A 24,562-nucleotide genomic window follows, 5' to 3' on the forward strand; every position below is an offset into this window, starting at 1 on the left:
TCCGTGTGTGGGCTTTTTTATTCAACAGGCTATTTAATTCAGCGTCGTGGATCTACCAATCCCGTTCTCACGGCGACGTTGAGCCGGTGACCAGATGGTGTGCCAATGGGTGTTCTCCACAATATGAAGTGCGGCGTTAATGCTATGCATGTACTCCATGGCTTGCTCCTTCACTGTATCCGGGCTATCAATACGTGCCATACGAGAAGAAAGGGAAAGAAGAGAAGACTGTAAATAACAGGCGGCTTCTCCGAATCTGGATGCCGTATGCTCCGGTTGGGATAAACGTAGGTTCTCAAATATGACGGAAGCCCTTTCATAATCACCTAGATCATATAGTCGTTCTGCAGTAATAAATTGGAGCTCGTTAAGATACGGATGTGTATGATTAACCTGAATTTCTGGCAGGCAGCTGATGCGCGTTCCAGCTAATGTCGTATAACCCTCAGAATAAAGCATATGTATGAGTGCGTACTCTCCAGCAGTTCCTTCAGTAGAAAGAATAAAATCGGCCTCAGCTAGCATACCGAGGGACACAGCTACTTCGGCAAGTTTATACCGATCATCATCGTAGGCAGGGAGATACGGGAGAGATCCGCTGAGCCGCCATTTGCACAAGAACATAGTGATACTGATTAAGTCACGATGCACATCCTGTGTCGAGTCTTCGAGAGCACATTTATTGTTCAAGGAAACCAGTAAATTCATTGCTTCATCTAATCGATCATCGTTGATCAGACAATGGGCATGAATGATTCCGGTTTGAGTATCGGTATATTCGGTCATATTAAAGCAAAGTGCAGCTTCTGTATAGGCTCCGATTTCTCTCAAGGCACATCCGAGTACTGTTGTGCAAATGGAATGTGAAGATAACTCAAATAAGAGACGATTGAATATGTCTCTATCACATATCCCTTCTTGATGCAGCAATAAGGCCCACTCGTTCAATGACTTTGCGGCGTAAGGCATTCCAAAGCAAAGTGCATGCTTAAACGATTCAGCTGCTTCGTTACATTTATTCAGTTTTGCATTTAAACGCCCGTATTCGATCCAGCTTAAAGCAGAACGTTCCATATCAGTTGGTGTTGTATAGCTGGCAGCCATCGCAGCTTGTTTAAAGCATGTTAGAGCTTCTTCAAAATGTCCGCGATTCTGATGCCACTTGCCAAGTTCATATGCTTGTGTCGGTGGTTCAGTGTTACAATCGGGCTCTCTATTTATTAGATGTCGCATTTCGAAACCTCCCAATAATAGAACACATGTACAGGGGTATTAGTCATGTTTATATAACGAAAAAAACAGAAAAAAGTCGAATTTTGAGTCTTAAGACCTAGTTTAATATTCATTTTTCGTATTTATCTACGTTGGATTGGATTAAAAGTTCAGCAATCGTGACCTCTGGACCCCATTGTTTTTGCCACTGCTTCAGCATGATTTTAATTTGCCAAGCCTGTCCGACCATATGTATGGATTTCGTGCCTTGATAGCTCTTCATTGTCCGTTCCTTCTTTCTTAAGAAGTTTGATATAATACAGCTTATGCATCAGTTTTGGCAGTCATGCCGTTTTTAAACAAAGGAGGCCATACTATGAGCGATCTCGGCAATAAAGACCGCCATTCCAACATGTCTTTGGAAGAAAGTACAGTATCAACAGAACGGATATTTAAAGGGAAAGTTATATCGCTGCAGGTAGACACGGTTGTTCTACCGGACGGCCAACAGGCCACTCGTGAAGTCGTTCGTCATCCGGGCGCAGTTGCTATTCTTGCACTCCGCGACAATAAGATGCTCGTTGTAGATCAATTTAGACAGCCTTTGGGTCGTTGTGAAGTCGAAATACCTGCAGGGAAGCTGGAGCGTGGAGAGGATCCGTTGGAGGCTGCCAAACGCGAGCTGCAGGAAGAGACAGGATATACGTGCGGCACGATCCGCAAGCTTCAATCCTTCTATACTTCGCCAGGCTTTGCGGATGAAATTATCCATTTGTATCTGGCCGAGGACCTTACAAGCGGGAATATGAAGCCGGATGAGGATGAATTTCTTGAAATGTCTGAGATCACATTAGACGAAGCGTACCGCCTGATTCAGGAAGAACGTATCAGTGATGCCAAAACGATCTTGGCTGTGTATGCATGGAACATGTACAAGCTGACGGGTAAAATCTGAAATGCATCATAAGTCACATTTTGATAAATCGGGCGGTTTGCGGGACTTTTACAGCGATCTGCATATACATATTGGACGGACGGGGAACGGACAGGCTGTGAAAATTAGCGGAAGCCGTAACCTTACGTTTGAGAATATTGCGGAGGAAGCTGCCGTGCGTAAAGGAATTGAGATGATCGGCATTATCGACTGCCACTCTCCTTCGGTGCAGGATGATATCCTGACCTGTTTGGACAGCAGTGCAATGAAAGAAATTCATGGCGGGGGTATTGCCTACAAGGATACTGTCATTCTGCTTGGAAGTGAGATTGAGATCAGGGAGAGCGGTAGAGGAGCGGCGCATGTTCTGGCTTATTTTCGTGATCTGGATACGATGCAGGATTTCACACGCTGGATGTCTCGTTATATGAAAAATGTCCAGCTGAGCTCACAGCGCATTTACGTTCAACCTAGAGATCTTCAGCAGGAAATACTGGACCGGGGCGGGATTCTAATACCGGCACATGTGTTTACTCCACATAAAGGTCTTTATGGAAGTATGGCTGACAGGATGTCCGATGTGTTTGATCTTCGGGGTATTTCGGCCATAGAGCTCGGATTAAGTGCCGATTCATCGATGGCGGGACATATTTCGGAGCTGGATGACTATTCATTTTTGACGAACTCCGATGCACATTCACTTGGGAAGATTGGCCGAGAATACAATAAAATCCGGATGTTAACCCCGTCTTTTGATGAATTTCGCTTGGCTCTGGGCCGAAAGGATGGAAGACAGGTGTTGGCGAACTACGGTCTTAATCCTCGTCTTGGCAAGTACCACCGAACATACTGTTCCGGCTGCAGCAGCATTTTGGACGAGGAGAGCATTGTGTCTTCAGTGGACAGATGTCCGTATTGTGGTAGCCTGAAGACGGTTCAAGGGGTGTTTGACCGAATTGTATCCATTGCCGACAGAAATCTGCCGTCCTTGCCCTCCCATAGGCCCCCGTATTACTATCAAGTCCCTCTGGAATTTATTCCGGGTCTAGGAAAGGTAGCCATGTCCAAGCTGCTTACAACATTCGGAACCGAAATGGCGATCCTTCACCGCGCTTCCGAGACTGATATTGCGTGTGTTGTTGGAGAAGATCTTGCACGAAGTATTGTTATGGCCAGAGACGGAATTCTTGAGCTCTCATCCGGCGGAGGTGGAACGTACGGCAAGGTCGTCCGAAAATAAAAGACTATTAAAATTGCAAAGTCATAGACGGCATTAAACACACATAGAGTAGGAATAGAGACAGGAAAGGAGACTCTATTTCATGCAATCATTCCGCCAGAGTTTTAAGGATCAGATGCCTCTATATGTGTTTGTTGCCGTCTTATTTTTAGTAGGGGTGCTGTTTGGAGCCTTGATGGTAAACGCGCTGTCTTTGGAACAGCAGCAGGATCTTGCAGGTTATTTGGACCACTTTTTTCTGACCTTGCACGAAGGCGGTGAAGGGGAAATTCCAGCTTCGTTCGGCAGTATTGCGGCACTCCATTTGAAATGGCTAGGGTTAATCTGGATTTTGGGACTGTCTGTCATCGGCCTTCCGGGCATTCTTATACTGGATTTCTTTAAAGGCGTTCTTATTGGTTTTACGGTAGGTTATCTTGTTGGTCAATATTCCTGGAAAGGTCTGCTGTTTGCACTAGTGTCTGTTGCGCCCCAAAATTTGCTTGTCATCCCGGTGCTGATGATGTGCAGTGTAGCAGCAATAACCTTTTCTCTATATATCATCAAAAACCGTCTTCTAATGCAGCGTAGCGGAAGTGTAACGAAGCCCTTTGCCTCGTATATAGGCCTGACCTGTGTGATGGCTCTGCTAATCCTGGGCATATCATCATTTGAAACCTGGATCACTCCTAGTATGATGCAGTGGGTAGCACCGATGCTTCTTCCGGCTAGTAGTCTTTAGATGTAGCAAAACCGTTTGACTTTATTTGCAAAGTCCCCCTATAATGAAGGAAGTGAACAATTACGTGCAGTGATTTCCAAGGGGGAGGGAAACGATGGAAGCACGGATCGACAAAATTAAACAGCAGTTACAATCCCAAGGCTACAAATTAACGCCCCAAAGGGAAGCCACCGTCAGCGTATTGTTGGAGAATGAGGATGATCATCTCAGCGCAGAAGACGTTTTTATGCTCGTTAAAGAAAAAGCTCCCGAGATCGGTCTGGCAACCGTGTACCGTACCCTCGAGCTTCTGAGCGAGCTGCATGTGGTGGAGAAGATCAACTTTGGCGATGGTGTAGCGCGTTACGATTTGCGGACGGACACGTCTAAACATCATCATCATCATCTGATTTGTACCCAATGCGGAAGCATGGATGAAATACGCGAGGATTGGCTTGGACCATTGGAAGAGCGGCTTGAGAAGGAATTTAATTTCACCGTTCATGATCATCGTCTTGATTTCCACGGCATCTGTTACCGCTGTAAGGATAAGGGAAGACATGATAGCAGTGAGTCATAATGCGATAGCAATAATCTGTGGTGATACGTCACACAGGTAGCCCTCTTACGGAGATGGATGTCCCCGGGAGGGCTTTTTTTGAAGATATTTATATCGTAAGAAATACTACCGGTAAATGTAGTCTGTACATACGTCATATTACATGGAAGATGCTCATAGGCTTGGGTGACAGGGCTTTTCTAAGATATAGGAAAGTATAAACACCTTCGCAAAAGGCGGTCTGTCATCGATAGATGTTTTTCTCATGGAAGAGGGGCGATGTGGTTATGATTATTTCTTTACGAAAAATCGGTTCCTTTATAAGATTTATCGTTTTATTTACCGTTCTTACGTTGTTTTTTTACTATGCGCTGTCCCTGGTTAATCAATGGGTAGCTCCATCTGATCCATACCGGGTACCGGTCGGACATGCCGTAAAGGCTTTTCAGCCTGAAAACTCCATGGAGACATGGGTAACACCACGTGACAGACTTCGCTTATACTATTGGTATGGCGAATAAACGTCTGCTACGTATGGAAGAGCAGTGATAAGGAGCAGAATAAATCATGAAGCAGTATTTGGACGCCTATATATCCTTCTTATCGGAGGAAAGAGGGCTGTCGAGCAGCACTACAGGATCATACCATAAAGATATTGCAGGCTTTATTGATTTCGCGGAGCAGCGCGGAGTGGATGAACCGGCGGATGTAAACCGCACACTGCTTAGTTTGTATTTGGGAAGTTTAAAGCAAAAGGGCAGAGCCCCATCCACGATGATGCGATGCACGGTTTCTCTCCGCTCTTTTTTTCAATATTTGGTGCGTCGTTCCGTTATTGTGCAGGATCCGTCTATCATGCTGGAGACACCGAAGCCAGAACGCAAGATTCCTAAGGCACTTTCTATTGAACAAGTAGACAAGCTGCTTAGTGCACCGGATGGCTCTACTCCTCATGGGGCCCGGGATAAAGCAATGCTGGAGCTGTTGTATGCGGCCGGCATTCGTGTCTCGGAGCTGGTAACACTGGGGGTCCATGATGTAAATACAGATATGAGGTTTGTACGTTGCACTGGAAGCTCCGGGAAGGAACGGATTCTGCCAATAAGTCCGATTGCTGCACGCAGCGTGGAACTGTATCTGGCTGGAATGAGGGAGAAGCTTCTCAAAGCGGGTAGTGAAGAGGAAGGACTGTTTTTGAACGCGCTCGGTACCAGGCTGACACGTCAGGGCTTTTGGAAAATTATTAAAAAACACGGCAAGGAGGCTGGGATTACGGAGGACATTACGCCTCATACACTCCGTCATTCTTTCGCTATTCATATGCTGGATAATGGAGCAGATCTGCGTTCCGTGCAGGAGATGCTTGGCCATTCCGATATATCGACGACACAAATGTACCAAACACCCAAAAAAAGTATGAAAGAAGTTTATGAGACCCATCATCCGCGGGCAGGAAATTAGCCTTTTGTATCTTTTCCACGGATGAGGCCATCACCGCAATTCATGTAGATCGAAGGTAATTCCAATGCCGAACCTACCAATAAACGAGGAGTGATTGAACATGTCAGACAACACCAAATATCGTTTTCAGCGGATATGTTTTATTGTGCTTGACAGCGTGGGGATCGGGGAAGCGCCGGACGCAGCTAAATTCGGGGATATTGGGGCTCATACACTGGGTCATATTTTGGAACATAATCCGGATCTGTCATTACCGAATTTGAAAAATCTGGGACTAGGGAATATAGCTCCATTGCCGAACGTGACACCTTCAGATTCCCCTCATGCTTATTATGGTAAAATGCAAGAGCAATCGGTTGGTAAAGATACGATGACCGGGCACTGGGAACTCATGGGCTTGCGAGTAAAAACGCCGTTTAATACGTACCCTCAGGGTTTTCCTTCGGCGCTCATTGCACAGTTCGAACAGCAGACAGGCCGTAGAGTCATTGGAAATAAACCGGCCTCGGGTACGGAAATTATTGAAGAGTACGGCGAAGAGCAGATGAAGTCCGGGGCTTGGATCGTGTATACATCGGCTGACAGTGTGTTTCAGATAGCGGCACATGAAGAAGTGATACCACTGGAGGAGCTGTATAAAGCTTGTGAAATTGCCCGGCGGCTTACGCTTCAGCCTGAATTTTCGGTAGGAAGAGTTATCGCTCGTCCGTATATTGGACAACCAGGCAGTTTTATTCGTACATCTAACCGACATGACTATGCGGTAAAGCCTCCTGAGCCGACCATTATGAACTCCCTTGAGCATCATGGGTTGGATGTTATTGCTGTCGGTAAGATTAACGACATATTCACCGGGGAAGGTGTCACACAATCATTCCCAACAAAAAGCAACCAACATGGTATTGAAGTATTGATCGAGCAGCTGAGTAAAGATTTCAACGGACTGTTGTTCGCGAATTTGGTCGATTTCGATTCACTTTACGGACACCGCCGCGATCCAAAGGGCTATGGACAAGCCTTGAAGTACTTTGACCAGTCTCTTCCAAATATCATGGGAATGCTGAAGGAGGATGATTTACTGATTATTTCAGCGGATCATGGTAATGATCCGGTTCATGCTGGTACGGACCACACCCGGGAATATGTACCGCTGCTTGTATATAGTCCAGGGTTGACAGCCCCAGGAAGCCTTGGGCTTCGGGATACCTTTTCAGACGTGGGCGCAACCATAGCCGATAATTTCGGGGCAAAGACGTCGGAACATGGCAAGAGCTTTTTATCGCAATTAAAATAATGAATAATGGGGAGAGGTGCTGGAATGAGTAACAACTTAAATCAAGGGATTATTGAAGAAGCAGCTGCGTTTATCCGGAGCAAAGGCGGAGTGCAGCCGGAGGTTGGCCTAATTCTTGGGTCTGGACTCGGAGTTCTCGCTGACTTATTGGAGGATACAGTATCCATACCTTACAGTGACATTCCGCATTTTCCAGTATCGACGGTAGAAGGACATGAAGGCGAACTGCTGCTAGGTAAAATTCAGGATCGGCCTGTCGTTATGATGAAAGGCCGCTTCCATATGTACGAAGGATATGGCCCGGAGCTCACAGCGTTTCCGGTGCGCGTGATGAAACAGCTTGGGGTAAAGAGTCTGCTGGTCACGAACGCGGCAGGAGGAATTAATACTTCCTTTGAGCCGGGTGATCTGATGTTGATTACGGATCATTTAAATATGACAGGACGCAATCCGCTCATCGGACCGAATGACCCAGCACTGGGCGTGCGGTTCCCGGATATGTCCGAGGCGTACAGCCGACGCTTACGGAAGTTGGCTTTAGAGACGGCAGAAAGCCAGGGAATAACGCTGCAGCAAGGGGTTTACGCGGGACTTCTGGGGCCAACCTATGAAACACCAGCTGAAATCGTCATGCTGCGCACTTTGGGCGCTGATGCGGTTGGAATGTCAACGGTATCTGAGGTCATCGTTGCCCGTCATTCGGGTCTGGAGGTGCTCGGCATTTCTTGTATCAGCAATATGGCGGCAGGCATTTTGGATCAACCGTTATCACATGATGAAGTAATGGAGACCGCTGAAAAAGTGCGTGAGAAGTTCCTCGGTCTGGTCATGGCAGTCATTCCGAGCATGTAAGTTACAAGTCTAGTGTTTGGTATTTGTTGTGGGATGTCTCAAAAGGTCATTGACCTGGGACATCCCCTTTATTTGTTTTAAGACGCTACCTGTACGAATCGTTCCTCCAATCGCTGTTGTCCCCGAATTTCTTGAATTTAGGATCCCTCTTCAGATATTTTTTGAGAAATAACAAGTTTTTACACGTAAACCGCCAAAAATCTGGAATAATTTACTTCCAACCTGACGACAATGGAAACAGACCCGTTTCATGAGCGGGATATGCCATTACGATTGTCAGGAGGGGACGGATTTGAAAAAGGTGTTTATTGCCGGGATACTTTCACTTTGTGTTGCGTTTGCACCAGCTGCTGCAAGCTATGCTGATGAGAAGAAACCTGGCGGAGTATCTGACAGTGAACTGGCGCCAAGTGCGCGCTCTGCCATTTTGTTGGATGCGGAAACCGGAACCATTATTTACGAGAAAAACAGCCATGATAAGCTGCCTCCGGCCAGTATCACCAAGATTATGACGATGCTGTTGACGATGGAAGCCATTGATGACGGCAGGTTGAAAATGACGGACATGGTGCGCACGAGCGATCATGCTGCTTCTATGGGAGGTTCACAGATTTTTCTGGAGCCGGGTGAGGAAATGTCCGTTGAAGAGATGCTGAAGGGTATTGCGATGGCATCCGGCAATGATGCATCCGTAGCTATGGCGGAAAAAATCGCAGGATCTGAAGAAGGGTTCGTTAAGATGATGAATGAAAAAGCAGCGGAACTTGGCATGAAGGATACCAACTTTGCGAACTGCAATGGACTTCCGGCAGAGAATCATTACAGCTCAGCGCACGACATTGCTTTAATGAGCCGGGAGCTTCTGAAGTATGAACAGATTACAAAGTACACAGGTGCATACCAGGATTATTTGCGTAAGGATACTCAAAAGCCATTTTGGCTGGTGAATACGAACAAGTTGGTTCGCTTTTATACGGGAGCAGACGGTCTAAAAACCGGTTATACCTCGGAAGCTAAATTTTGTCTCTCGGCAACGGCGAAGCGAGATGGTCTTCGTACTGTAGCTGTCGTGCTCGGGGCACCAAATACGAAAAACCGCAACAATGAAGTTTCTCGTATGTTCGACTATGCATTCTCCCAGTACAGCAAGCATTCGATCTATAAAAAAGGGGAGATGCTCGGGAACATCAAAATTTCCAAAGGTGCCGTACCGGAGCTGCAGCTCCAGGCTGAACAGGACTACAGCGTCCTTGTAAAAAAAGGCGGAAAGACTGCTGATCTCCGTCATGAGGTCACCGTTCCAAAAATGATTAAGGCACCGATAACCGCAGGACAAGTCGTAGGCAAGCTGTCGGTGTATCAAGGAGATCAGCTGGTGAAGGAATTTGAACTCAAGGCACCGGCCGATGTCAAGAAAGCAGGATGGTGGAAGCTGTTTAAGCGTACGACAGGACAGTTGTTTCATGTAGATTGATAGGGGTTTTCTTCTAGTTTTGTCGGGGAGCAGGAAAGTCTTTTGCAGGCGTAGAAATCTTTGTTCATGTAGGGAGGAGAGTGAGCAAACATGAATCTACATGTTGAAATGGAGCACCAGCGGCATGTGCTGATCGTCAGACTTTCAGGGGAACTGGATCATCATACCGCCGATCATGTCCGGATGCAGCTGGATGAAGCCATCCAGCGCCGTCAGACAGAGCATCTAGTGTTCAGCCTGAAGGATCTTGAGTTCATGGACAGCTCGGGACTGGGCGTTATTCTCGGGCGGTACAAGTTCATCAAACAAAAGGGCGGGAAAATGGCTCTGTGTGACGTTAATGCGCCGGTGTATCGTCTGCTTGAAATGTCAGGGTTGTTTAAGATCATGCCCATTTATGAGAACGAGAGTACTGCACTCTCGGGTTTGGAGGTAGTGTCATGAGTGAAGGGAAAACGCAGCATAATTTCATGACTCTGGAGTTTGCCGCAAAATCGGAAAATGAATCCTTTGCCCGAGTGGCTGTGGCTGCGTTTATATCTCAGCTTGATCCGACAATGGATGAACTCAGTGATTTGAAGACAGTCGTGTCAGAAGCGGTTACAAACTGCATTATCCACGGTTATGACAGCAACCCGGAGGGTGTGGTGAAGATTGAAGCCGCGATCGACGGGGATATGATCATTCTTGTCATTGAGGACAATGGGCATGGCATCGATGATCTCGAAATGGCTAAGCAGCCGCTTTACACGTCTAAGCCTGAACTTGAGCGTTCAGGGATGGGCTTTACGATCATGGAGAACTTTATGGACGAATTTGATGTCATCAGTGAGCCGGGGACCGGTACATCGATCAAAATGAAAAAACGGATCGAATCCAAGAAAGCTTTATATAATTAGGGGTTGGACAAATGGATGCCGATGTGAAGAAGACTTCGCAGACTTATTTGGACGACGCGGAGGTTAAGCGTCTGATAGCACTTAGCCAAAGCGGAGACACAGTTGCCCGGGATACGCTTGTAAACTGTAATATTCGTCTTGTCTGGTCGGTTGTGCAGCGGTTCATGAACCGGGGTTACGAGCCGGAGGATTTATTTCAGATCGGTTGTATCGGCCTTCTGAAATCCGTTGACAAATTCGATCTCAGTTATGACGTGAAGTTTTCGACGTATGCCGTACCGATGATTATCGGGGAAATTCAGCGTTTTTTACGTGATGATGGTACGCTCAAGGTAAGCCGTTCGTTAAAAGAAATGGCTAATAAAGTTAGGAAAAAGCGGGACGAGCTCTCCAAACACCTGGACCGCCTGCCAACGATTAAGGAAGTGGCAGAAGAGCTCGGAGTGACACCAGAGGAAGTGGTTTTCGCGCAAGAGGCGAACAAGCCGCCAACTTCCATCCATGAAACGGTATTCGAGAACGACGGAGATCCCATCACTCTGATGGATCAGATTGCGGACGAATCCCAGGAACGCTGGTTTGATAAGCTAGCACTGAATGAAGCGATTGGAGGCTTGTCTGAACGCGAACGGCTGATTGTTTATTTGCGGTATTACCGTGATCAGACTCAGTCTGAAGTGGCCAGCCGTCTTGGCATATCGCAGGTGCAGGTCTCAAGGCTTGAGAAGAAAATATTACAAAGTATCCGTAACCAGATTGCGCAGTAGTGCAGTTACTGAGCCTGAAACGTCGTTCCTTGAGGAGCGGCGTTTTTGTGTTGCCTGCATATGGAAAGGTAAAAAAGAGTAGGATGAGCATTCATTTCCCATACTAACGGTAATTTAGCAGTAAAGGAGTGTTCCGGATGAAAGCCAATCCCACTCCGACGGTGTTTTTGCAATTGCGGAGCCGTATCCGCCTGCCCAGAGATCAGACCGTCAAACTCGGAGATGTTGCTTTTATTATTTGCGACCCGGAATGGGAAGAGAAGCTGTGCGGCTTGCCGCTCGTTCACCCCAAAGATCAGGACGGCAACAGGCTTCTGATGGACTTGATTCAGATCATTCCAAAGATTCGACAACTCATTCCGGAAGTGCATATTGAACCGATGGGAAACCACCATACTTTAGTGGAACTCATCGGCCCTTCTGCCAAGCCATCCCGATTTTGGTTTCCGGTCATTTGGCTGCTTCTGTTTTTTGGCTCTGCTCTGACCATCATGAACTTCCACGCCGACGTAAACATGTTGGAGGTGCATATCCGAATTGTCGAGATGGTAACAGGACAACGGGATGAGCATCCCTATTTGTTTCAAATTGCCTATTCATTAGGGATCGGTTTCGGGATGACGGTGTTCTTCAACCATTTATTCAAAAAGAAATGGAATGAGGAGCCAACACCGCTTGAAGTTGAGATGTATCTATATCAGGAGAACCTTGATCAATTTGTTGTGGCTGAAGAATACAGGAAGATGAGAACGGCAGAGATGGAAAAGACGATGCAAAAGAGAAAGCCAGGGGGAAAACGATGATCACCCTGATGCAGCAGTTGATTTCTATACTTCTCGGGATAGCAGGTGGAATTGCAGTTGGTGGGGGTGTCATTGCGCTCATCATTGTGCTTGATATTGTACCGAGACTATCGCAATTAACATGGACCTATGACCGTGTCCACTGGTATGAAGGAGCTCTGATTACAGGGTCATTAGTCGGAACGATCGCTGATTTCTGGATGTGGAAAACATCCTTGGGGCCTGTGATCAGTACGATCATCGGACTGTTTTGCGGTGTGTTTGTCGGTATGCTGGCAGCGGCTCTGACCGAAGTGTTGAATGTTCTGCCGATCTTAGCCAAGCGTCTGAAGCTGACTGGTTATTTATTGGGTTTGTTAATGGCTATGGTAGCCGGCAAAGTTGCAGGGTCACTATTCGATTGGTTTGTTTACCGACAGTAAGCGACGGCAATAAGGAGGTAAAGTAAATGGATGATAAGACGGGATCAACAGGCTATGGAGAGGAAAACATTCCGGTGATTCCTCCTTCTGTCAAAAAGTCACTTGAAGAGGAGGAGTTAGTCAATAAAAGAAATGCCGAATCCTCTGACAACACTCACGAATCTGTAGTGTATTGGCAGGGTTCCGATGAAATCCCCGGCAATTTGAAAGATCTGAAGGAAATCTTGAAAGAGGTAGTGGGGCTTGGTGTTTCTTTTGACGTCGTCCTGCGTGAAATGAAAATTGCCGGCAGAAATACGGGATTGTTGTTTTTAAATGGGTTTACCAATGATGTGGTATTGACGGAAATTCTAGATCGTTTTACCTATTTGACTCCAGAGGATGTAGGCAATCATATCGTTTCAACGATCAAGAACCAGTATATTCCTTATGTTCAGGTGGAGGAGATTACTGAACTAAGTGAAGCGATTAATAATGTACTCTCGGGATTGTGTGCCGTTTTTTTTGAAGGCGAACATACAGCCATTCTGCTGGATACGAGAAAATATCCTACAAGGTCTCCTGAAGAGCCCGCAATTGAACGGGTCGTGCGCGGCGCTAGGGACGGATTTACTGAATCTATAGTTACGAACATTAATCTGGTCCGGCGCCGTGTACGGGATCCAGGACTCCATTGTGAAGCCATGCAGGTGGGACGACGTACGCAAACCGACGTGTGTATTATTTTCATAGATGATATTGTCGACAGGGATCAGGTAGAGGCCATTCGCCACAAAATTCAAGAGCTCGATCTGGAAGGACTGCCTCTTGGAGACAAACAGTTGGAAGAAGCTATTGTTAATAAAGGCTGGCATCCTTATCCGCTGGTTCGTTATTCAGAGCGGCCTGACGTGGTCGCCTCCCACCTGCTCGAAGGCAGAGTCGTGGTAATGGTAGACACCTCACCAAGCGTGATGATTATGCCGACAACGTTTTTTGACCTGTGTCAGCATGCTGAAGAAAACAGACAGACGCCGTTTATGGGCACTTACCTGCGCTGGATTCGTTTCGGCGGTGTATTCGCATCGATGTTTCTTTTGCCGCTGTGGATGCTACTGGTCATACATCCTGAACTGAAACCGCCTTATCTCGATATATTGGGACCAAAGGAAACGGGTGAAATTCCAATTATTATGCAGTTCTTAATCGTTGAACTCGGGGTGGACTTAATGCGCCTTGCCGCTGTTCATACACCAACTCCTCTGGCATCTGCCATGGGATTGATTGCAGCGATTCTTATCGGGGACGTTGCCGTTAAAACGGGATTGTTTGTTAATGAAGTGATGCTGTATATGGCAGTTGCCGCGGTCGGTATGTTTGCGACACCGAGTTATGAGTTAGGGTTAGCTAACCGGGTCGTTCGTCTTGCACTTCTTATAGCAGTAGCGATGTTTGGGGTAAAAGGGCTTGTGATCGGAACGACGCTGCTTATTCTGATGCTGACCACACATCGGTCATATAACTCCTCATATTTATGGCCTTTTATTCCATTTAGTGCAAAGGCGATGGGGGAGGTATTGTTTCGAAAGCCGCTGCTTTATTCCAGATCACGTCCGGCTCTGAACAAGACCAGGGATAACAGCAAAATGGGGCCTGAAATGAGTCCAAAAAGAAAGCAATAACAAATAACACAAAGGTTATGTTGAAAAATCCATTTTATTTACGTTTCGTTGTCTGCTATACTGTGAACAATTATTCGATAATCTTATTTTGTAAATATTGATCGGAGGAATTGTGGGATGTTTTTACACGGTACTAGCAGAATTAATGAACGGGGACATCTAGAAATTGGCGGGTGCGATACAGCTGATTTAAAAGCACAGTTCGGAACCCCTCTTTATATTGTAGACGAGCAGTCGGTTCGTAACCGCTGCAGGGAATATATCGACGCTTTCAAGGTTTCAGGCTTGAAATATCAGGTGGCTTATGCAAGTAAGGCTTTTTGTGTGATGGCTATGTGCCGTCTGGCGGAAGAAGAGGGGATGTCCCTTGATGTCGTATCGGATGGCGAGCTATACACGGCGCTGGAAGCGGGGTTCCCCGCGGAACGGATACATTTCCACGGCAATAACAAAACACCGGATGAAATCGAAATGGCTTTGGATGCCCATATCGGCTGCTTTGTTGTAGACAATGAGGTAGAACTTCATCTGCTGCAGGCTATTGCGGCTGAGAAGGGCCGTCAAGTTAAGATTCTGCTTCGCGTAACTCCTGGTGTAGAAGCACACACGCATGAATATATCTCCACTGGTCAAACCGATTCCAAATTCGGATTTGACATTGGTAACGGCTCGGCTTATGAAGCGGTGAAGCTTGCAGCGTCTCAACCAAATCTTGAACTTCTCGGATTGCACTCCCATATCGGATCACAGATTTTCGAAGTGGAAGGCTTCCAGATGGCGGTTCAGCGTGTAGCTGAATTTACACGTTCTGTTAAAGAAGGTCTGAACGTGACGTTCAGCGTAGTAAACCTCGGCGGCGGTTTTGGTATCCGTTACGTGGAAGGGGATACTCCACTTCATGTATCGCAGTATGTTAAAGCGATCACAGACGCAGTCAAGACACATTTTGCAGGCATTGCACCTGAACTTCCCGAGATTTGGGTTGAACCGGGCCGCAGTATCGTAGGCGATGCAGGAACAACCCTGTATACGGTGGGAACCAGCAAAGATATTCCGGGCGTGCGTAAATATGTCGCAGTTGACGGAGGTATGACAGATAATCCTCGTCCTGCGCTGTATGAATCCCAATATGAGGCACTTCTCGCTAATCGGGCGAATGATCCGATTGAAGAGAAGGTCTCGATCGCAGGAAAATGCTGCGAAAGCGGCGATATGCTAATTTGGGATGTTGAACTGCCCAAAGTTGAATCCGGCGACTTGCTTGCCGTAGCTTGTACAGGAGCCTACAACTATTCCATGGCGAGCAATTACAACCGGATCCGCAAGCCGGCGGTTGTGTTCGTTAAAGATGGTATTGGCGATCTGGTCGTTCGTCGCGAGAGTCTTGAAGATATTGTCAGACACGACGTGGTTCCAGTACGTATCAACAAGCAGACCGTATTGAGCTAGATATACTGACCTGCCCGCAACAAGGATCACTCCTTTACATCTGTATAGGGGGATCCTTTTTTTCTGAGTACCTGCAACTTTATCTTGCAAGAAAAACTACCAATAAGTGCGATCTGCCTTCTTTAGGGTACGTCGATAGACGCTTTTCTTTTAGCCAACCTGTTTGCAACAGATGTTGCAAATAAGATACAATGGGAACGTAATCAAGACATGGAAATGGAATTGATTAGAACGTCATTGATCGAACAATATACTAAGGGAAGTGAAGAGAAATGAAAAAAGGTACAATCGAGTTAGAAAACGGCGGCACAGTGGAAATTGACTTTTTTCCTGAAGAAGCGCCTAATACTGTAGCCAACTTTGAAAAATTGGCTAACAGCGGTTTTTATAACGGACTTAGCTTTCACCGTGTAATCCCAGGCTTCGTAGCTCAAGGTGGATGCCCGACAGGTAATGGTACAGGTGGTCCTGGCTATACAATCGACTGTGAGACGGCTACTAACACAACCAAGCATGAAACGGGCGTATTGTCCATGGCGCATGCAGGCCTCAACACTGGCGGCAGCCAGTTCTTCATCTGCTACGGTCCTCAGCCTCACCTGGACGGCGTTCACACGGTATTTGGCAAAGTGACAAGCGGTATGGAGTTGGTTAACAGTGTAAAACCAGGCGACAAAATGAAAGAAGTTAAAGTTTGGGAAGAGTAAAAAAAGAGTAAAAAATCCCCCTCTAAAGGATTGATTTCCTTTAAGAGGGGGATTTTGATTTAAACAGGGGTTTCCTTGTTCCGATGGATGAAAAGCAAGCATTGGAACAGTTGTTTGTTGAGCCTGTGAGCGTTGCAAACCCATTTAGCACAGTTTGTGCGGCAATAATGTCCTCCATTGGAATCAGTTCTCCCGGGATGAGCGTTTGCCATGGTTGGAGAGAGAATACGGTTAAAATCATCATCAAAGCTCAAGAAATATTAATGAGTTTGCTTTTCATCTTTACCTCCATAGTAATTTGTGAGTGCTATAACAAATCAATAATCTTTTTGAGCCAATATTGTTGTTTTTCTATTAAGCTATTTTCTTTTTCTAAGCTTGCTAACATTGCTTTGGAACCTGGTTTAAACTTATATCTTTGACTCTCTAATTTTCTTATCTCTGATTCTATTTTATCTATCTGTTTTCGATAATATTTGATCTTATCAGCCTTACTTTGACTCTTTTTTGCAATTGTCGTTGGCGAAACTTTCTGAGCATCAACATGTGTTGGTGCAACTGTGACCGATGAGAGTCCCAGGGCAAAAATGACTGCAACAATAAATTTCTTCATTGATTCTGCCTCCTAATTTTGGAATGTTCTCTCATATAGTAACACAGACACTGGAAAAGGTCTGCGTATTTAGGTAAATAGTCATGCAACAATAGTCTCGAAAAGTTAATTAAATAAAAATATACAAAATAAAGAATGTGATGTAATGAATTTAAATAATAAAGAGGTGATATCAAGTGTTCAATTAGGTTTCCGAAAAGAATTCTCACACTTCAAGGAATGTGTAAGGCGTAGCCCAGTGAGTAAGTGGGAGATGAATTTTCGGTTGGCTAAGCCAAAGCATTCGTAGTTATCTGATAATCGTGTTGTAATCAGTCTATACATAAATAAAGGTTGATAACACAGTGAAATTAGATAGTAATAAACATTTAGTCTTTCTCCTGCATTATCATCTTGTACTAGTAGTAAAATACCGCAGACAAGTATTTGATGATGACCTATCCAATTATGCTAAAGACATTTTTGTGAGAATAGGGCAGTCATACAATATTACGGCTGAGGATTGGAATCACGATAAAGACCATATTCATGTGATGTTCAAAGCACATCCCAATAGTGAATTGTCAAAATTTCTAAATGCGTATAAAAGTGCTAGTTCTCGATTGATAAAACGTGACTTTCCCATTGTTCGCAAAAAGCTTTGGAAGGAAATGTTTTGGTCAAGAAGTTTCTGTTTGATTACAACAGGCGGCGCATCCATAGAAACGATTAAACAGTATATTGAAAAACAAGGCAGAAAGTAGGTGTAGGTAATGTTAAAAGCATACAAGTATCGTATTATCCGAATGCGGAACAGCGGATATTTTTCGCAAAAACATTTGGTTGTGTACGCTTTGTATATAACAAAATGCTTGCTGATAGAATCAGTTCTTATCAAGAATCTCAAAAAAGCATGGATAAGTCCATAAAGTATCCTACACCGGCACAATACAAAACAGAATTTCCATTTCTCAAAGAAGTGGATAGCCTTGCTTTAGCTAATGCACAAATGAATCTAAATAAGGCATACGCTAATTTCTTTCGAGATAAATCTGTGGGATTCCCAAAGTTCAAAAGCAAGAAAGACAACCATAAGAGCTACACGACTAACAACCAAAAGGGAACGGTGAGCATTGGCAGTGGATACTTGAAGATTCCAAAGCTCAAGACGCTAATTAAGATCAATCAACATCGTCAATTCCAAGGGTTGATTAAATCTGTTACCATTTCTCAAACACCGAGCAATAAGTATTTCATCTCTATCTTGGTCGAGGAGAATGAACAATTGTTCCCTAGGCTAGACACTAGTGTAGGGATAGATGTTGGACTCAAGGACTTTGCCATTCTGTCGAACGGAACGAACTATGAGAATCCAAAATGGTTTCGCAAAGCTGAACAGCGTTTAGCCTTCTTGCAACGTTCGCTGTCTCGTAAAAAGAAAGGCTCAGCAAACCGCAAATTATCTAAAGCGATCAGCGAGGTATCTTGGGCAAAGTTCAGAACGATGCTTGAGTACAAAGCTCAATGGAAAGGTCGTGACATCATCGTTGCGCCTAAGAATTACGCGAGTAGTCAGCTTTGTTCAAACTGCGGATACCAAAACAAAGAAGTCAAAAACGTAAACTTGCGTGAATGGGATTGTCCATCTTGTAACGCACATCACGACAGAGACTTCAATGCAAGTCTGAATCTGCTTAAACTAGCCAACTAATTGGCATTGATCTTCGGGGCAGGAACTGCCCTTAGAGCTTAGTGAATTCATTTGGCTAATAGAAGCAAATGTTACCCAAGAAGCTCCCACTTCAACGAGCGTCAGTGAGTAAGTGGTGAGTAGTTCACAGTATCGATAATTGAGAAAAGCCTTGGTGATGTTGTTGTCAATACAAATGCTTTTCCGAAAGAAGAACAATTGAGATTATTTAAGAAAATGTGCGAAGAAGATGGAGATATTGTAATTATTCAGGCAGCAGCATAATTCGATGAAACTATATTTCCATGAGGAGTGACTAAGAGTGAGAAAGTATCCTGAATATATTTATGAAGCATTAAGTCAAAGACTCGAATTAACACACGACGAAACAGGTGAACTTACCGAAAGGGAAGTTTTCAAAAACTTGGTTGCTTGGAAACTTGGTTATACTCAATGGTCTGATACCATTAAGGAATGGGTTAGAGACGTATACGGCATTGAATTAGAATAAAATGATCCTTTCATGAAGAGATATGGCAATGAAAGCCGAAAATATGATATTACGAGTAAAGAATCTGGGTATTGTGGACATTGGGGATTTATAAAACTATACGATGGAAGGTGATTTCATATTGGTTGCGGTTCAATATTTGGTGGAAATGAACAAACGACACCCATTTTTAGCAGAGATCACAGAATTAACAATGAGGGAAGATTCTTCTTAAAAACTAAAACGGCCAAACGATTGAAATAATACGCTTGGCCGTTTTCATCTCTATGCATTTTATTAATAGACTTGATTCAAACTAACAGGCCCTAGACTTCCATAAGATCCTTGGAATTGTCCTTTAAGGACATAAGTTCCTGCACTAAGATAACCTACTGAATACTCGACAGGACTTGAAGAGGTCGGCCCAATATTCACGGTAGTCGAGAATACTTTATTAAGTTGACCGGAGGGCCCTTTGGAATAAAGCGATAACTCAACGGTTTCATTCGTAGAGCTCCAAAGTCCAACACTTAATTTATGTTGAGCTGATTGGCTAACTGTCAAATCATGTGATGTTGCAGTATAGGCAGCAAATGCGCTAGTAGAGAAAGAGAAGCACGCTAGTAATAAGATCAATACTACTTTTTTCATTAAATTCACCTCCCTTCTGGTTATGGAGTATCAGTAGAGAAAAGCTATGTGATCAGATTAAAAAGTAATATTTTAACTATTATATCAAAATAAAGATTATATGCATATGTATTAAATTTCTGAATTTTAAATTCCATCGCGTGATTAGATTGCCAAATAAGCTGGAATATAATGTAAACAACCGTTTTGTTAATACGAAGACTCCAATGGAAATTATCTGTACATTAGTAAACTAACTTGAAATGAACATGAAATGAATATTTCACCAAAAAGGAGAATTGCTATGACAAGAGAAGATTTAATCAATGAACGTATTAATGGCATTGATCGTGAGATGGAGGCGATTGACAAGAAAATTAAGGCGGAAGCTAAAAAGTTAATTGAAGCTGTAACTCCAAAAAGCTTGGAAAAAATTGTTGAGTTTAAATCTCAGAGAGAAAAGCTTGCGCAAACGCAATATGAATTATTTGTAATTATTGGAACAGGAATCAATTGATGAAAGGATTATTTTATGGGAGTTGTATTAAATGAAAAAAGTGTTGGAGTACACAAATGTTACATACCATTACGATACCAGAGAGGAAAGAGATGAGCATGCTAAGTTGATGGAATCGCTAGGATGGGAATGCAGTGGACAAATAAGAGAAACAGCTTCGCTGCACAGTAATGAATCAGCATGATGTGGGAAATTTACTAAATACAATCAATTCAATCAATCCAATCAATCATATGAGGTTGTGTAAGGAGGATAATCCATAGTGTTGAATGAGGAGCAAAAATATTGGTCATTGAATGGAAGTTTCGCGAACTTACATAAAATTGCTGAAGTGATTGATAAAGACACAAAGAGAGATATGCAACAACTAAGAGAATATGTTGTGTCATCTATGACTGATGTTAATAGGTTGATGACTCAGTATGAGGAGAAGTAGGACAAATAATCCTAGTAAAAGGATTATTTTATTGGGAGGTGGAGTGAAATGGCGAAGTGGATAAAGGGAGAAGAAGTGGTTTTTAAAAAGGCACATTCACCAATATTTACAGTTGGAGCATTTGATGACGGGACTTATGAGATATTACTTCAAGGTGGATGATGATAGTTCATCGGTTATTGTCACAAAAGAAGAATTTCAAAAGGTTATTGAGGCTCTTCAAAAAGTTATTTAATGAAAGTAGTATTTCATAATAATATTACATAAAAAATAGGAGAGATATATTATGAATAGTAATAACACGATTTCCTTTAACAACGATAACTATGATAATAGTAATGACCAATATCCGCAATTCAGTGAGTCAATCAAAAGACACTTCTCTACCTTTGATAATCTCCCATACTTTACTACTGACGCAGAAGGATTATTTGAAGCTTTTCTTCAGGGTTTACCACACGAAGCAAGACAACACTATACCTGTAGCTGTTGTAGACATTTTGTGAATCGTTTTGGTGGACTTGTATCTATATCTGAAGATGGTGAAGTCACATCTGTTATGTGGGATAAAGATAACACGCCTGATTTCTTTGTTGAATCTGTTAAAGCGATAAAACAAATTGTACTTAAATCGAGCGTAACAGGAGTATTTGCTTCCAGCAATGGAATTCTTGGACAGCCACACTCAGGTGGATGGAATCATATGTCGGTATCACTTCCAGAACAAAAGGTTCATCGTTCCAGACTGAAAACTGCAGGGCAGGTTATGGCAGAAAAGAAAGAAGACTTTAGAATATTGATTGCCGGATTAACAGAATATCCTCTAGACTCAGTAGAGCAAGCTGTGTCCCTGTTGGAATCCGAATCTTTGTATAGGTCTGATAAAGTTCTTGGTGTTGCTAAATTCCTTCAGGAGCTGCAAATTAAACGTCAAAATACTCTTAACGGTCGATTTAGAGATAATATTACTTGGTTGTCCGTTGCGACTGCTCCTGCTGGTTTCTGTCACGTAAAGAGTAGCATGATTGGAACCTTGCTTGAAGATATTGTTGCTGGGCTTTCGTTCGACTCTATTAGCCGTCGATTTGCGGAGAAAATGAGTCCTTCCAATTATATGAGGGCGCAAGTTGCTCCGTCTCAAGGAAATATCCAACAAGCAGAGAAAATCGTCGAGAAACTTGGCATTGCTAATTCACTACATAGAAGATATGCAGCCATTGAGGAAATACCGCAATTCATATGGAAAAACAAAGAGTCTTCTGTGAAAAAGACTGACACGAAAGCTGGCGGTGTGTTTGGTAATATCACACCAAAGGAAAACAAGTCATCTGTAAATAAAGTGGGATTACCAAATACAGTTATGACATGGGATAAGTTCCAGCGTACCGTCCTCCCTACAGCGGAAAGCATCGAAGCGATGGTCGATAATCCTAACCGTCTGATGGCGTTGGTTACAGCTTCCGACGAAACCGCACCTAATATTTTGCAATGGGAAAATACATTTAGCTGGTATTATCACGGTGGTATTGACGGTGAAATCAAGCGCAGAGTTGAGAGTGCAGGAGGACAATATGAGAACAATGAGATCCGATGCTCTCTTATTTGGGAAGGGTACACAGACCTTGATCTACATTGCATTACACCTAGAGGTCAACATATCTACTATGGAGACAAGCGCAGAAGTAATGGTTGGTTAGACATTGACATGAATGGTGGCGGACATAGAAATCCAACACCAGTAGAGAACATTAGATGGAGTCATGGCGATGCTCCAAGCGGAATCTATAAGTTTTATGTTCACAATTACTGTGAGCGTGGGAGTGGGAGAAAGCCATTTAAGGTTGAACTTGAAGTCAACGGAAAAATATACTCTTACTATGGCGTTGCTGGAGACGAAGGTTATCAACAAGACGTTTTTGACTTCAAATACGCCACAGGACAGCATCCAGAGATCATCAATTCTAACTCGTATTCTTCTGATGACGCATGGAATGTTCCAGTAAATGGCTTGGTTAAGGTAAATGGCATAACAAATTCTCCAAATCAATGGGGAGAAGTAGCGGTTACACATACAGGTCATCATATCTTCTTCTTACTTGACGGATGCAGAGACTTATCTGAGGGTAAAGGAAGAGGATTCTTTGTTGAAACCCTTAAACCTGATCTTCGTGAAATAAGGAAAACTTTAGAGGCATATACGGCAAACACTCCAATTGAAGGTATTGAACAGGCTTCAGCCTGCGGAATAGGTTACTCAAAGGATAACGAATGGAATTTAATTCTGAAAGTAACCTCAAACAATTCCGCAAGACTTATCAAGATCGACAGATGGGATTAACCTATTAAAAAGTGGTTTGGGAAAGTGGGAACAATATATTCTTCTGCTTTCCCTTACCTAAGATTTACTAAGTAAAATAAGTCTTTTATAGAAAGTATCAGTAAATTAATAAAATAAACATATACAAAAATCATAATAATTACTACAAAATAGGGAGATAATCATATGAATACATAACAGGCGGTGTTTATCGTGTTTAATGCAGGAATCAAAAAAGGTAGTAGATTATTTGTTCGCGATCTCGATAGCGAATGGATTGAGTTAGTTGAAGCCGCAAGGTACTATGAAGAAGACATGAGGTATAATAGGAAGAAGATCCCTAATTAGTAGGTTGGATGAAACGTATATTTACGATTTGTAGAAGGAAAATGAGCAAATAAATTTTCACAATAGTTCGGCAGCACGAACATTACATATTCAGGAGGACTATGATATGGCTAAACCAAAAGTTGCAAAGAGACCAACTAGAGATGAGTTTGTATTAGAAGAGCTTGGAAATCAGCTCACAGAAGCTTTCCAAGAAGAATCAGAGATAGTATTAACTGTTTGGGGTTGGGAAGAAACTGTTCGTGGTCAAATTGATACAATGGACTCCAGAACTGGCAAGGTACATATAAAGAAAGACGGAGCGATTACTAAAGTGCCTTTTATGGATATTATGGAAGTGAATTATCCTAGGGACTAATTCGATCAAAGGTTTATTTTATCAAGAAAGGGGTTTTACTATGAAAGAGATCACTGATATTCAAATCCGTTCAGGCGAAATGACTATAACCGTAGAAGGAGAGCACGAAATATTCGGTGGAGTCGATTTGCAGATAGAAGCAATTATAGCAATGATTGAAACTTTAGATTTTAATTTTTGCTAGTGATCATATTGGCCCTGATTACTCTCAGAAGTCTCAAGTTAGGTTAATTAATGCTCTCGGTCAATCGATAAAGAATAGTGATTTTTACCCAGATGAAGCGCCGAACCTTCTGGTGGCGCAAAGCTTCCTAAATTGGTTTATTGATGAGTCTGGACTGATAGAAAATCCAGAATATGAAAAGTTACTGGAGACAGACGAGGAAGACGAATACTAAGAATTACAAAAAAAAGGGGCGGGAACATGTGGAATTATCTGAAGACGCAGTAGAGTTTACAACCAGGCTTATTGTAGACGACATAGAAAATTACATATGCAAAAAAGACACTGTACTATCCAAGGATAGGATATTCATAATAATCTAGCAATATGGATGGAGTATATAGAGGACTGTACAACGCAAGAAAAGGAATGGGTGTTGGAAGCTATATACGATCCCGAAAAACAGCAGGCGATAATTAGCAAAATGGAAGATTGTTTTCTAACAATTATGGGCAAGAGCCACATATTAAAGCATTCGCAGATTTGGTAATGAATTATTATCGACAAGAGCTCTAAGAACAGTTCTT

Annotated in this window: 29 protein-coding genes and 1 pseudogene; 26 read left to right on the forward strand and 4 right to left on the reverse strand. The window is 43.5% G+C overall.

Annotated features, from left to right (window positions below):
• Positions 1 to 33: 33 nt before the first annotated feature.
• Both MNQ98_RS10565 and mciZ read right to left on the reverse strand, forming a co-directional pair.
• Positions 34 to 1,233: a hypothetical protein gene (locus tag MNQ98_RS10565; protein WP_241933128.1), complete on the reverse strand. Its 1,200-nt coding sequence runs from the start codon at positions 1,231 to 1,233 to the stop codon at positions 34 to 36.
• Positions 1,234 to 1,342: 109 nt separating this feature from the next.
• Positions 1,343 to 1,495: a Z-ring formation inhibitor MciZ gene (mciZ, locus tag MNQ98_RS10570; protein WP_241933129.1), complete on the reverse strand. Its 153-nt coding sequence runs from the start codon at positions 1,493 to 1,495 to the stop codon at positions 1,343 to 1,345.
• Positions 1,496 to 1,588: 93 nt separating this feature from the next.
• Here mciZ and MNQ98_RS10575 point away from each other — a divergent pair, with 93 nt between their 5' ends.
• From MNQ98_RS10575 to MNQ98_RS10655, 17 genes are all read left to right on the forward strand, one after another.
• On the forward strand, positions 1,589 to 2,167 hold the full coding sequence (locus MNQ98_RS10575; protein WP_241933130.1) for an NUDIX domain-containing protein: 579 nt from the start codon (positions 1,589 to 1,591) through the stop codon (positions 2,165 to 2,167).
• Between the two features lies 1 nt (position 2,168).
• Positions 2,169 to 3,386 carry an endonuclease Q family protein gene (locus MNQ98_RS10580; protein ID WP_241933131.1) on the forward strand — a complete coding sequence of 406 codons (1,218 nt, stop codon included), beginning with the start codon at positions 2,169 to 2,171 and terminating at the stop codon, positions 3,384 to 3,386.
• A gap of 82 nt (positions 3,387 to 3,468) precedes the next feature.
• Positions 3,469 to 4,107: a stage II sporulation protein M gene (gene spoIIM / locus MNQ98_RS10585; RefSeq protein ID WP_241933132.1), complete on the forward strand. Its 639-nt coding sequence runs from the start codon at positions 3,469 to 3,471 to the stop codon at positions 4,105 to 4,107.
• A 94-nt stretch (positions 4,108 to 4,201) separates the two neighbouring features.
• Positions 4,202 to 4,666 carry a ferric iron uptake transcriptional regulator gene (fur, locus tag MNQ98_RS10590; RefSeq protein ID WP_208914608.1) on the forward strand — a complete coding sequence of 155 codons (465 nt, stop codon included), beginning with the start codon at positions 4,202 to 4,204 and terminating at the stop codon, positions 4,664 to 4,666.
• A gap of 266 nt (positions 4,667 to 4,932) precedes the next feature.
• The gene (locus tag MNQ98_RS10595) at positions 4,933 to 5,166 is read left to right on the forward strand and encodes a YqzK family protein (RefSeq protein WP_208914607.1); all 234 of its coding nucleotides are present in this window, start codon (positions 4,933 to 4,935) and stop codon (positions 5,164 to 5,166) included.
• Between the two features lie 46 nt (positions 5,167 to 5,212).
• Complete coding sequence (xerD, locus tag MNQ98_RS10600; protein WP_241933133.1) at positions 5,213 to 6,106, forward strand: site-specific tyrosine recombinase XerD; 894 nt, start codon at positions 5,213 to 5,215, stop codon at positions 6,104 to 6,106.
• 100 nt (positions 6,107 to 6,206) lie between these two features.
• A complete protein-coding gene (gene deoB / locus MNQ98_RS10605) occupies positions 6,207 to 7,400 on the forward strand; it encodes a phosphopentomutase (protein WP_241933134.1) in 1,194 nt (397 codons plus the stop codon).
• Between the two features lie 24 nt (positions 7,401 to 7,424).
• Positions 7,425 to 8,252, forward strand: coding sequence for a purine-nucleoside phosphorylase (locus tag MNQ98_RS10610; protein WP_241933135.1), 828 nt, complete (start codon positions 7,425 to 7,427; stop codon positions 8,250 to 8,252).
• 292 nt (positions 8,253 to 8,544) lie between these two features.
• Positions 8,545 to 9,726 (forward strand): D-alanyl-D-alanine carboxypeptidase family protein, encoded by a 1,182-nt coding sequence (locus MNQ98_RS10615; RefSeq protein WP_241933136.1) that lies wholly within the window; start codon positions 8,545 to 8,547, stop codon positions 9,724 to 9,726.
• 90 nt (positions 9,727 to 9,816) lie between these two features.
• Complete coding sequence (gene spoIIAA, locus MNQ98_RS10620) at positions 9,817 to 10,170, forward strand: anti-sigma F factor antagonist (RefSeq protein ID WP_208914602.1); 354 nt, start codon at positions 9,817 to 9,819, stop codon at positions 10,168 to 10,170.
• The gene (gene spoIIAB, locus MNQ98_RS10625; RefSeq protein WP_208914601.1) at positions 10,167 to 10,625 is read left to right on the forward strand and encodes an anti-sigma F factor; all 459 of its coding nucleotides are present in this window, start codon (positions 10,167 to 10,169) and stop codon (positions 10,623 to 10,625) included. The genes spoIIAA and spoIIAB overlap by 4 nt, the downstream gene beginning before the upstream one ends.
• 11 nt (positions 10,626 to 10,636) lie before the next feature.
• Positions 10,637 to 11,392, forward strand: a complete 756-nt coding sequence (sigF, locus tag MNQ98_RS10630) for an RNA polymerase sporulation sigma factor SigF (RefSeq protein ID WP_208914600.1) — start codon at positions 10,637 to 10,639, stop codon at positions 11,390 to 11,392.
• 137 nt (positions 11,393 to 11,529) lie between these two features.
• The gene (locus MNQ98_RS10635) at positions 11,530 to 12,195 is read left to right on the forward strand and encodes a stage V sporulation protein AA (protein WP_241933137.1); all 666 of its coding nucleotides are present in this window, start codon (positions 11,530 to 11,532) and stop codon (positions 12,193 to 12,195) included.
• The gene (locus tag MNQ98_RS10640) at positions 12,192 to 12,617 is read left to right on the forward strand and encodes a stage V sporulation protein AB (RefSeq protein ID WP_241933138.1); all 426 of its coding nucleotides are present in this window, start codon (positions 12,192 to 12,194) and stop codon (positions 12,615 to 12,617) included. Before MNQ98_RS10635 ends, MNQ98_RS10640 begins: the two co-directional genes overlap by 4 nt.
• A 26-nt stretch (positions 12,618 to 12,643) precedes the next feature.
• A complete protein-coding gene (locus tag MNQ98_RS10645) occupies positions 12,644 to 14,278 on the forward strand; it encodes a spore germination protein (protein ID WP_241933139.1) in 1,635 nt (544 codons plus the stop codon).
• Between the two features lie 117 nt (positions 14,279 to 14,395).
• Positions 14,396 to 15,727, forward strand: coding sequence for a diaminopimelate decarboxylase (gene lysA, locus MNQ98_RS10650; RefSeq protein WP_241933140.1), 1,332 nt, complete (start codon positions 14,396 to 14,398; stop codon positions 15,725 to 15,727).
• A 272-nt stretch (positions 15,728 to 15,999) separates the two neighbouring features.
• Entirely contained in the window at positions 16,000 to 16,434 is a 435-nt protein-coding gene (locus tag MNQ98_RS10655) for a peptidylprolyl isomerase (RefSeq protein ID WP_241933141.1), read from the forward strand.
• 307 nt (positions 16,435 to 16,741) lie between these two features.
• Here the strand turns inward: MNQ98_RS10655 and MNQ98_RS10665 are convergent, their stop codons facing one another.
• Positions 16,742 to 17,047: a hypothetical protein gene (locus MNQ98_RS10665; RefSeq protein WP_241933142.1), complete on the reverse strand. Its 306-nt coding sequence runs from the start codon at positions 17,045 to 17,047 to the stop codon at positions 16,742 to 16,744.
• Positions 17,048 to 17,391: 344 nt separating this feature from the next.
• On the opposite strand from MNQ98_RS10665, the gene tnpA reads away from it, so the two are divergent.
• The 3 genes and pseudogenes from tnpA to MNQ98_RS10680 all read left to right on the forward strand — a co-directional run bounded on the left by tnpA (position 17,392) and on the right by MNQ98_RS10680 (position 19,227).
• Positions 17,392 to 17,790, forward strand: a complete 399-nt coding sequence (gene tnpA / locus MNQ98_RS10670) for an IS200/IS605 family transposase (RefSeq protein ID WP_241933143.1) — start codon at positions 17,392 to 17,394, stop codon at positions 17,788 to 17,790.
• Positions 17,791 to 17,799: 9 nt separating this feature from the next.
• A pseudogene (locus MNQ98_RS10675) lies at positions 17,800 to 18,737 on the forward strand (RNA-guided endonuclease TnpB family protein).
• Positions 18,738 to 19,038: 301 nt separating this feature from the next.
• Positions 19,039 to 19,227, forward strand: a complete 189-nt coding sequence (locus MNQ98_RS10680; RefSeq protein ID WP_241933144.1) for a hypothetical protein — start codon at positions 19,039 to 19,041, stop codon at positions 19,225 to 19,227.
• 276 nt (positions 19,228 to 19,503) lie between these two features.
• Here the strand turns inward: MNQ98_RS10680 and MNQ98_RS10685 are convergent, their stop codons facing one another.
• Positions 19,504 to 19,857 carry a hypothetical protein gene (locus MNQ98_RS10685; protein ID WP_241933145.1) on the reverse strand — a complete coding sequence of 118 codons (354 nt, stop codon included), beginning with the start codon at positions 19,855 to 19,857 and terminating at the stop codon, positions 19,504 to 19,506.
• Between the two features lie 283 nt (positions 19,858 to 20,140).
• Here MNQ98_RS10685 and MNQ98_RS10690 point away from each other — a divergent pair, with 283 nt between their 5' ends.
• From MNQ98_RS10690 to MNQ98_RS10715, 6 genes are all read left to right on the forward strand, one after another.
• Positions 20,141 to 20,353, forward strand: a complete 213-nt coding sequence (locus MNQ98_RS10690; protein ID WP_241933146.1) for a hypothetical protein — start codon at positions 20,141 to 20,143, stop codon at positions 20,351 to 20,353.
• Between the two features lie 31 nt (positions 20,354 to 20,384).
• Positions 20,385 to 20,537, forward strand: a complete 153-nt coding sequence (locus MNQ98_RS10695; protein ID WP_241933147.1) for a hypothetical protein — start codon at positions 20,385 to 20,387, stop codon at positions 20,535 to 20,537.
• An 81-nt stretch (positions 20,538 to 20,618) separates the two neighbouring features.
• Positions 20,619 to 20,789 (forward strand): hypothetical protein, encoded by a 171-nt coding sequence (locus tag MNQ98_RS10700; protein ID WP_241933148.1) that lies wholly within the window; start codon positions 20,619 to 20,621, stop codon positions 20,787 to 20,789.
• Between the two features lie 286 nt (positions 20,790 to 21,075).
• The gene (locus tag MNQ98_RS10705) at positions 21,076 to 23,127 is read left to right on the forward strand and encodes a hypothetical protein (protein ID WP_241933149.1); all 2,052 of its coding nucleotides are present in this window, start codon (positions 21,076 to 21,078) and stop codon (positions 23,125 to 23,127) included.
• Between the two features lie 433 nt (positions 23,128 to 23,560).
• A complete protein-coding gene (locus MNQ98_RS10710; protein WP_241933150.1) occupies positions 23,561 to 23,812 on the forward strand; it encodes a YolD-like family protein in 252 nt (83 codons plus the stop codon).
• Positions 23,813 to 23,852: 40 nt separating this feature from the next.
• A complete protein-coding gene (locus tag MNQ98_RS10715; RefSeq protein WP_241933151.1) occupies positions 23,853 to 23,996 on the forward strand; it encodes a hypothetical protein in 144 nt (47 codons plus the stop codon).
• The last annotated feature ends 566 nt before the right edge of the window (positions 23,997 to 24,562 follow it).

The sequence above is a fragment of the Paenibacillus sp. N3/727 genome (assembly GCF_022637315.1).
Lineage (GTDB): Bacteria > Bacillota > Bacilli > Paenibacillales > Paenibacillaceae > Paenibacillus_AQ > Paenibacillus_AQ uliginis.

Excerpts from the sequence above, each read along its gene's own strand:
- MNQ98_RS10575 (WP_241933130.1), top strand. The coding sequence starts at position 1,589 with ATGAGCGATCTCGGCAATAAAGACCGCCATTCCAACATGTCTTTGGAA.
- MNQ98_RS10655 (WP_241933141.1), top strand. The coding sequence starts at position 16,000 with ATGAAAAAAGGTACAATCGAGTTAGAAAACGGCGGCACAGTGGAAATT.
- sigF (WP_208914600.1), top strand. The coding sequence starts at position 10,637 with ATGGATGCCGATGTGAAGAAGACTTCGCAGACTTATTTGGACGACGCG.
- MNQ98_RS10715 (WP_241933151.1), top strand. The coding sequence starts at position 23,853 with ATGAAAGAGATCACTGATATTCAAATCCGTTCAGGCGAAATGACTATA.
- MNQ98_RS10565 (WP_241933128.1), bottom strand. The coding sequence starts at position 1,233 with ATGCGACATCTAATAAATAGAGAGCCCGATTGTAACACTGAACCACCG.
- MNQ98_RS10665 (WP_241933142.1), bottom strand. The coding sequence starts at position 17,047 with ATGAAGAAATTTATTGTTGCAGTCATTTTTGCCCTGGGACTCTCATCG.
- MNQ98_RS10695 (WP_241933147.1), top strand. The coding sequence starts at position 20,385 with ATGAAAAAAGTGTTGGAGTACACAAATGTTACATACCATTACGATACC.
- mciZ (WP_241933129.1), bottom strand. The coding sequence starts at position 1,495 with ATGAAGAGCTATCAAGGCACGAAATCCATACATATGGTCGGACAGGCT.
- MNQ98_RS10635 (WP_241933137.1), top strand. The coding sequence starts at position 11,530 with ATGAAAGCCAATCCCACTCCGACGGTGTTTTTGCAATTGCGGAGCCGT.
- MNQ98_RS10645 (WP_241933139.1), top strand. The coding sequence starts at position 12,644 with ATGGATGATAAGACGGGATCAACAGGCTATGGAGAGGAAAACATTCCG.
- MNQ98_RS10640 (WP_241933138.1), top strand. The coding sequence starts at position 12,192 with ATGATCACCCTGATGCAGCAGTTGATTTCTATACTTCTCGGGATAGCA.
- MNQ98_RS10705 (WP_241933149.1), top strand. The coding sequence starts at position 21,076 with ATGAATAGTAATAACACGATTTCCTTTAACAACGATAACTATGATAAT.
- fur (WP_208914608.1), top strand. The coding sequence starts at position 4,202 with ATGGAAGCACGGATCGACAAAATTAAACAGCAGTTACAATCCCAAGGC.
- MNQ98_RS10710 (WP_241933150.1), top strand. The coding sequence starts at position 23,561 with ATGGCTAAACCAAAAGTTGCAAAGAGACCAACTAGAGATGAGTTTGTA.
- deoB (WP_241933134.1), top strand. The coding sequence starts at position 6,207 with ATGTCAGACAACACCAAATATCGTTTTCAGCGGATATGTTTTATTGTG.
- spoIIAB (WP_208914601.1), top strand. The coding sequence starts at position 10,167 with ATGAGTGAAGGGAAAACGCAGCATAATTTCATGACTCTGGAGTTTGCC.
- spoIIM (WP_241933132.1), top strand. The coding sequence starts at position 3,469 with ATGCAATCATTCCGCCAGAGTTTTAAGGATCAGATGCCTCTATATGTG.
- lysA (WP_241933140.1), top strand. The coding sequence starts at position 14,396 with ATGTTTTTACACGGTACTAGCAGAATTAATGAACGGGGACATCTAGAA.
- MNQ98_RS10580 (WP_241933131.1), top strand. The coding sequence starts at position 2,169 with ATGCATCATAAGTCACATTTTGATAAATCGGGCGGTTTGCGGGACTTT.
- MNQ98_RS10690 (WP_241933146.1), top strand. The coding sequence starts at position 20,141 with ATGACAAGAGAAGATTTAATCAATGAACGTATTAATGGCATTGATCGT.
- spoIIAA (WP_208914602.1), top strand. The coding sequence starts at position 9,817 with ATGAATCTACATGTTGAAATGGAGCACCAGCGGCATGTGCTGATCGTC.
- MNQ98_RS10610 (WP_241933135.1), top strand. The coding sequence starts at position 7,425 with ATGAGTAACAACTTAAATCAAGGGATTATTGAAGAAGCAGCTGCGTTT.
- MNQ98_RS10595 (WP_208914607.1), top strand. The coding sequence starts at position 4,933 with ATGATTATTTCTTTACGAAAAATCGGTTCCTTTATAAGATTTATCGTT.
- xerD (WP_241933133.1), top strand. The coding sequence starts at position 5,213 with ATGAAGCAGTATTTGGACGCCTATATATCCTTCTTATCGGAGGAAAGA.
- MNQ98_RS10685 (WP_241933145.1), bottom strand. The coding sequence starts at position 19,857 with ATGAAAAAAGTAGTATTGATCTTATTACTAGCGTGCTTCTCTTTCTCT.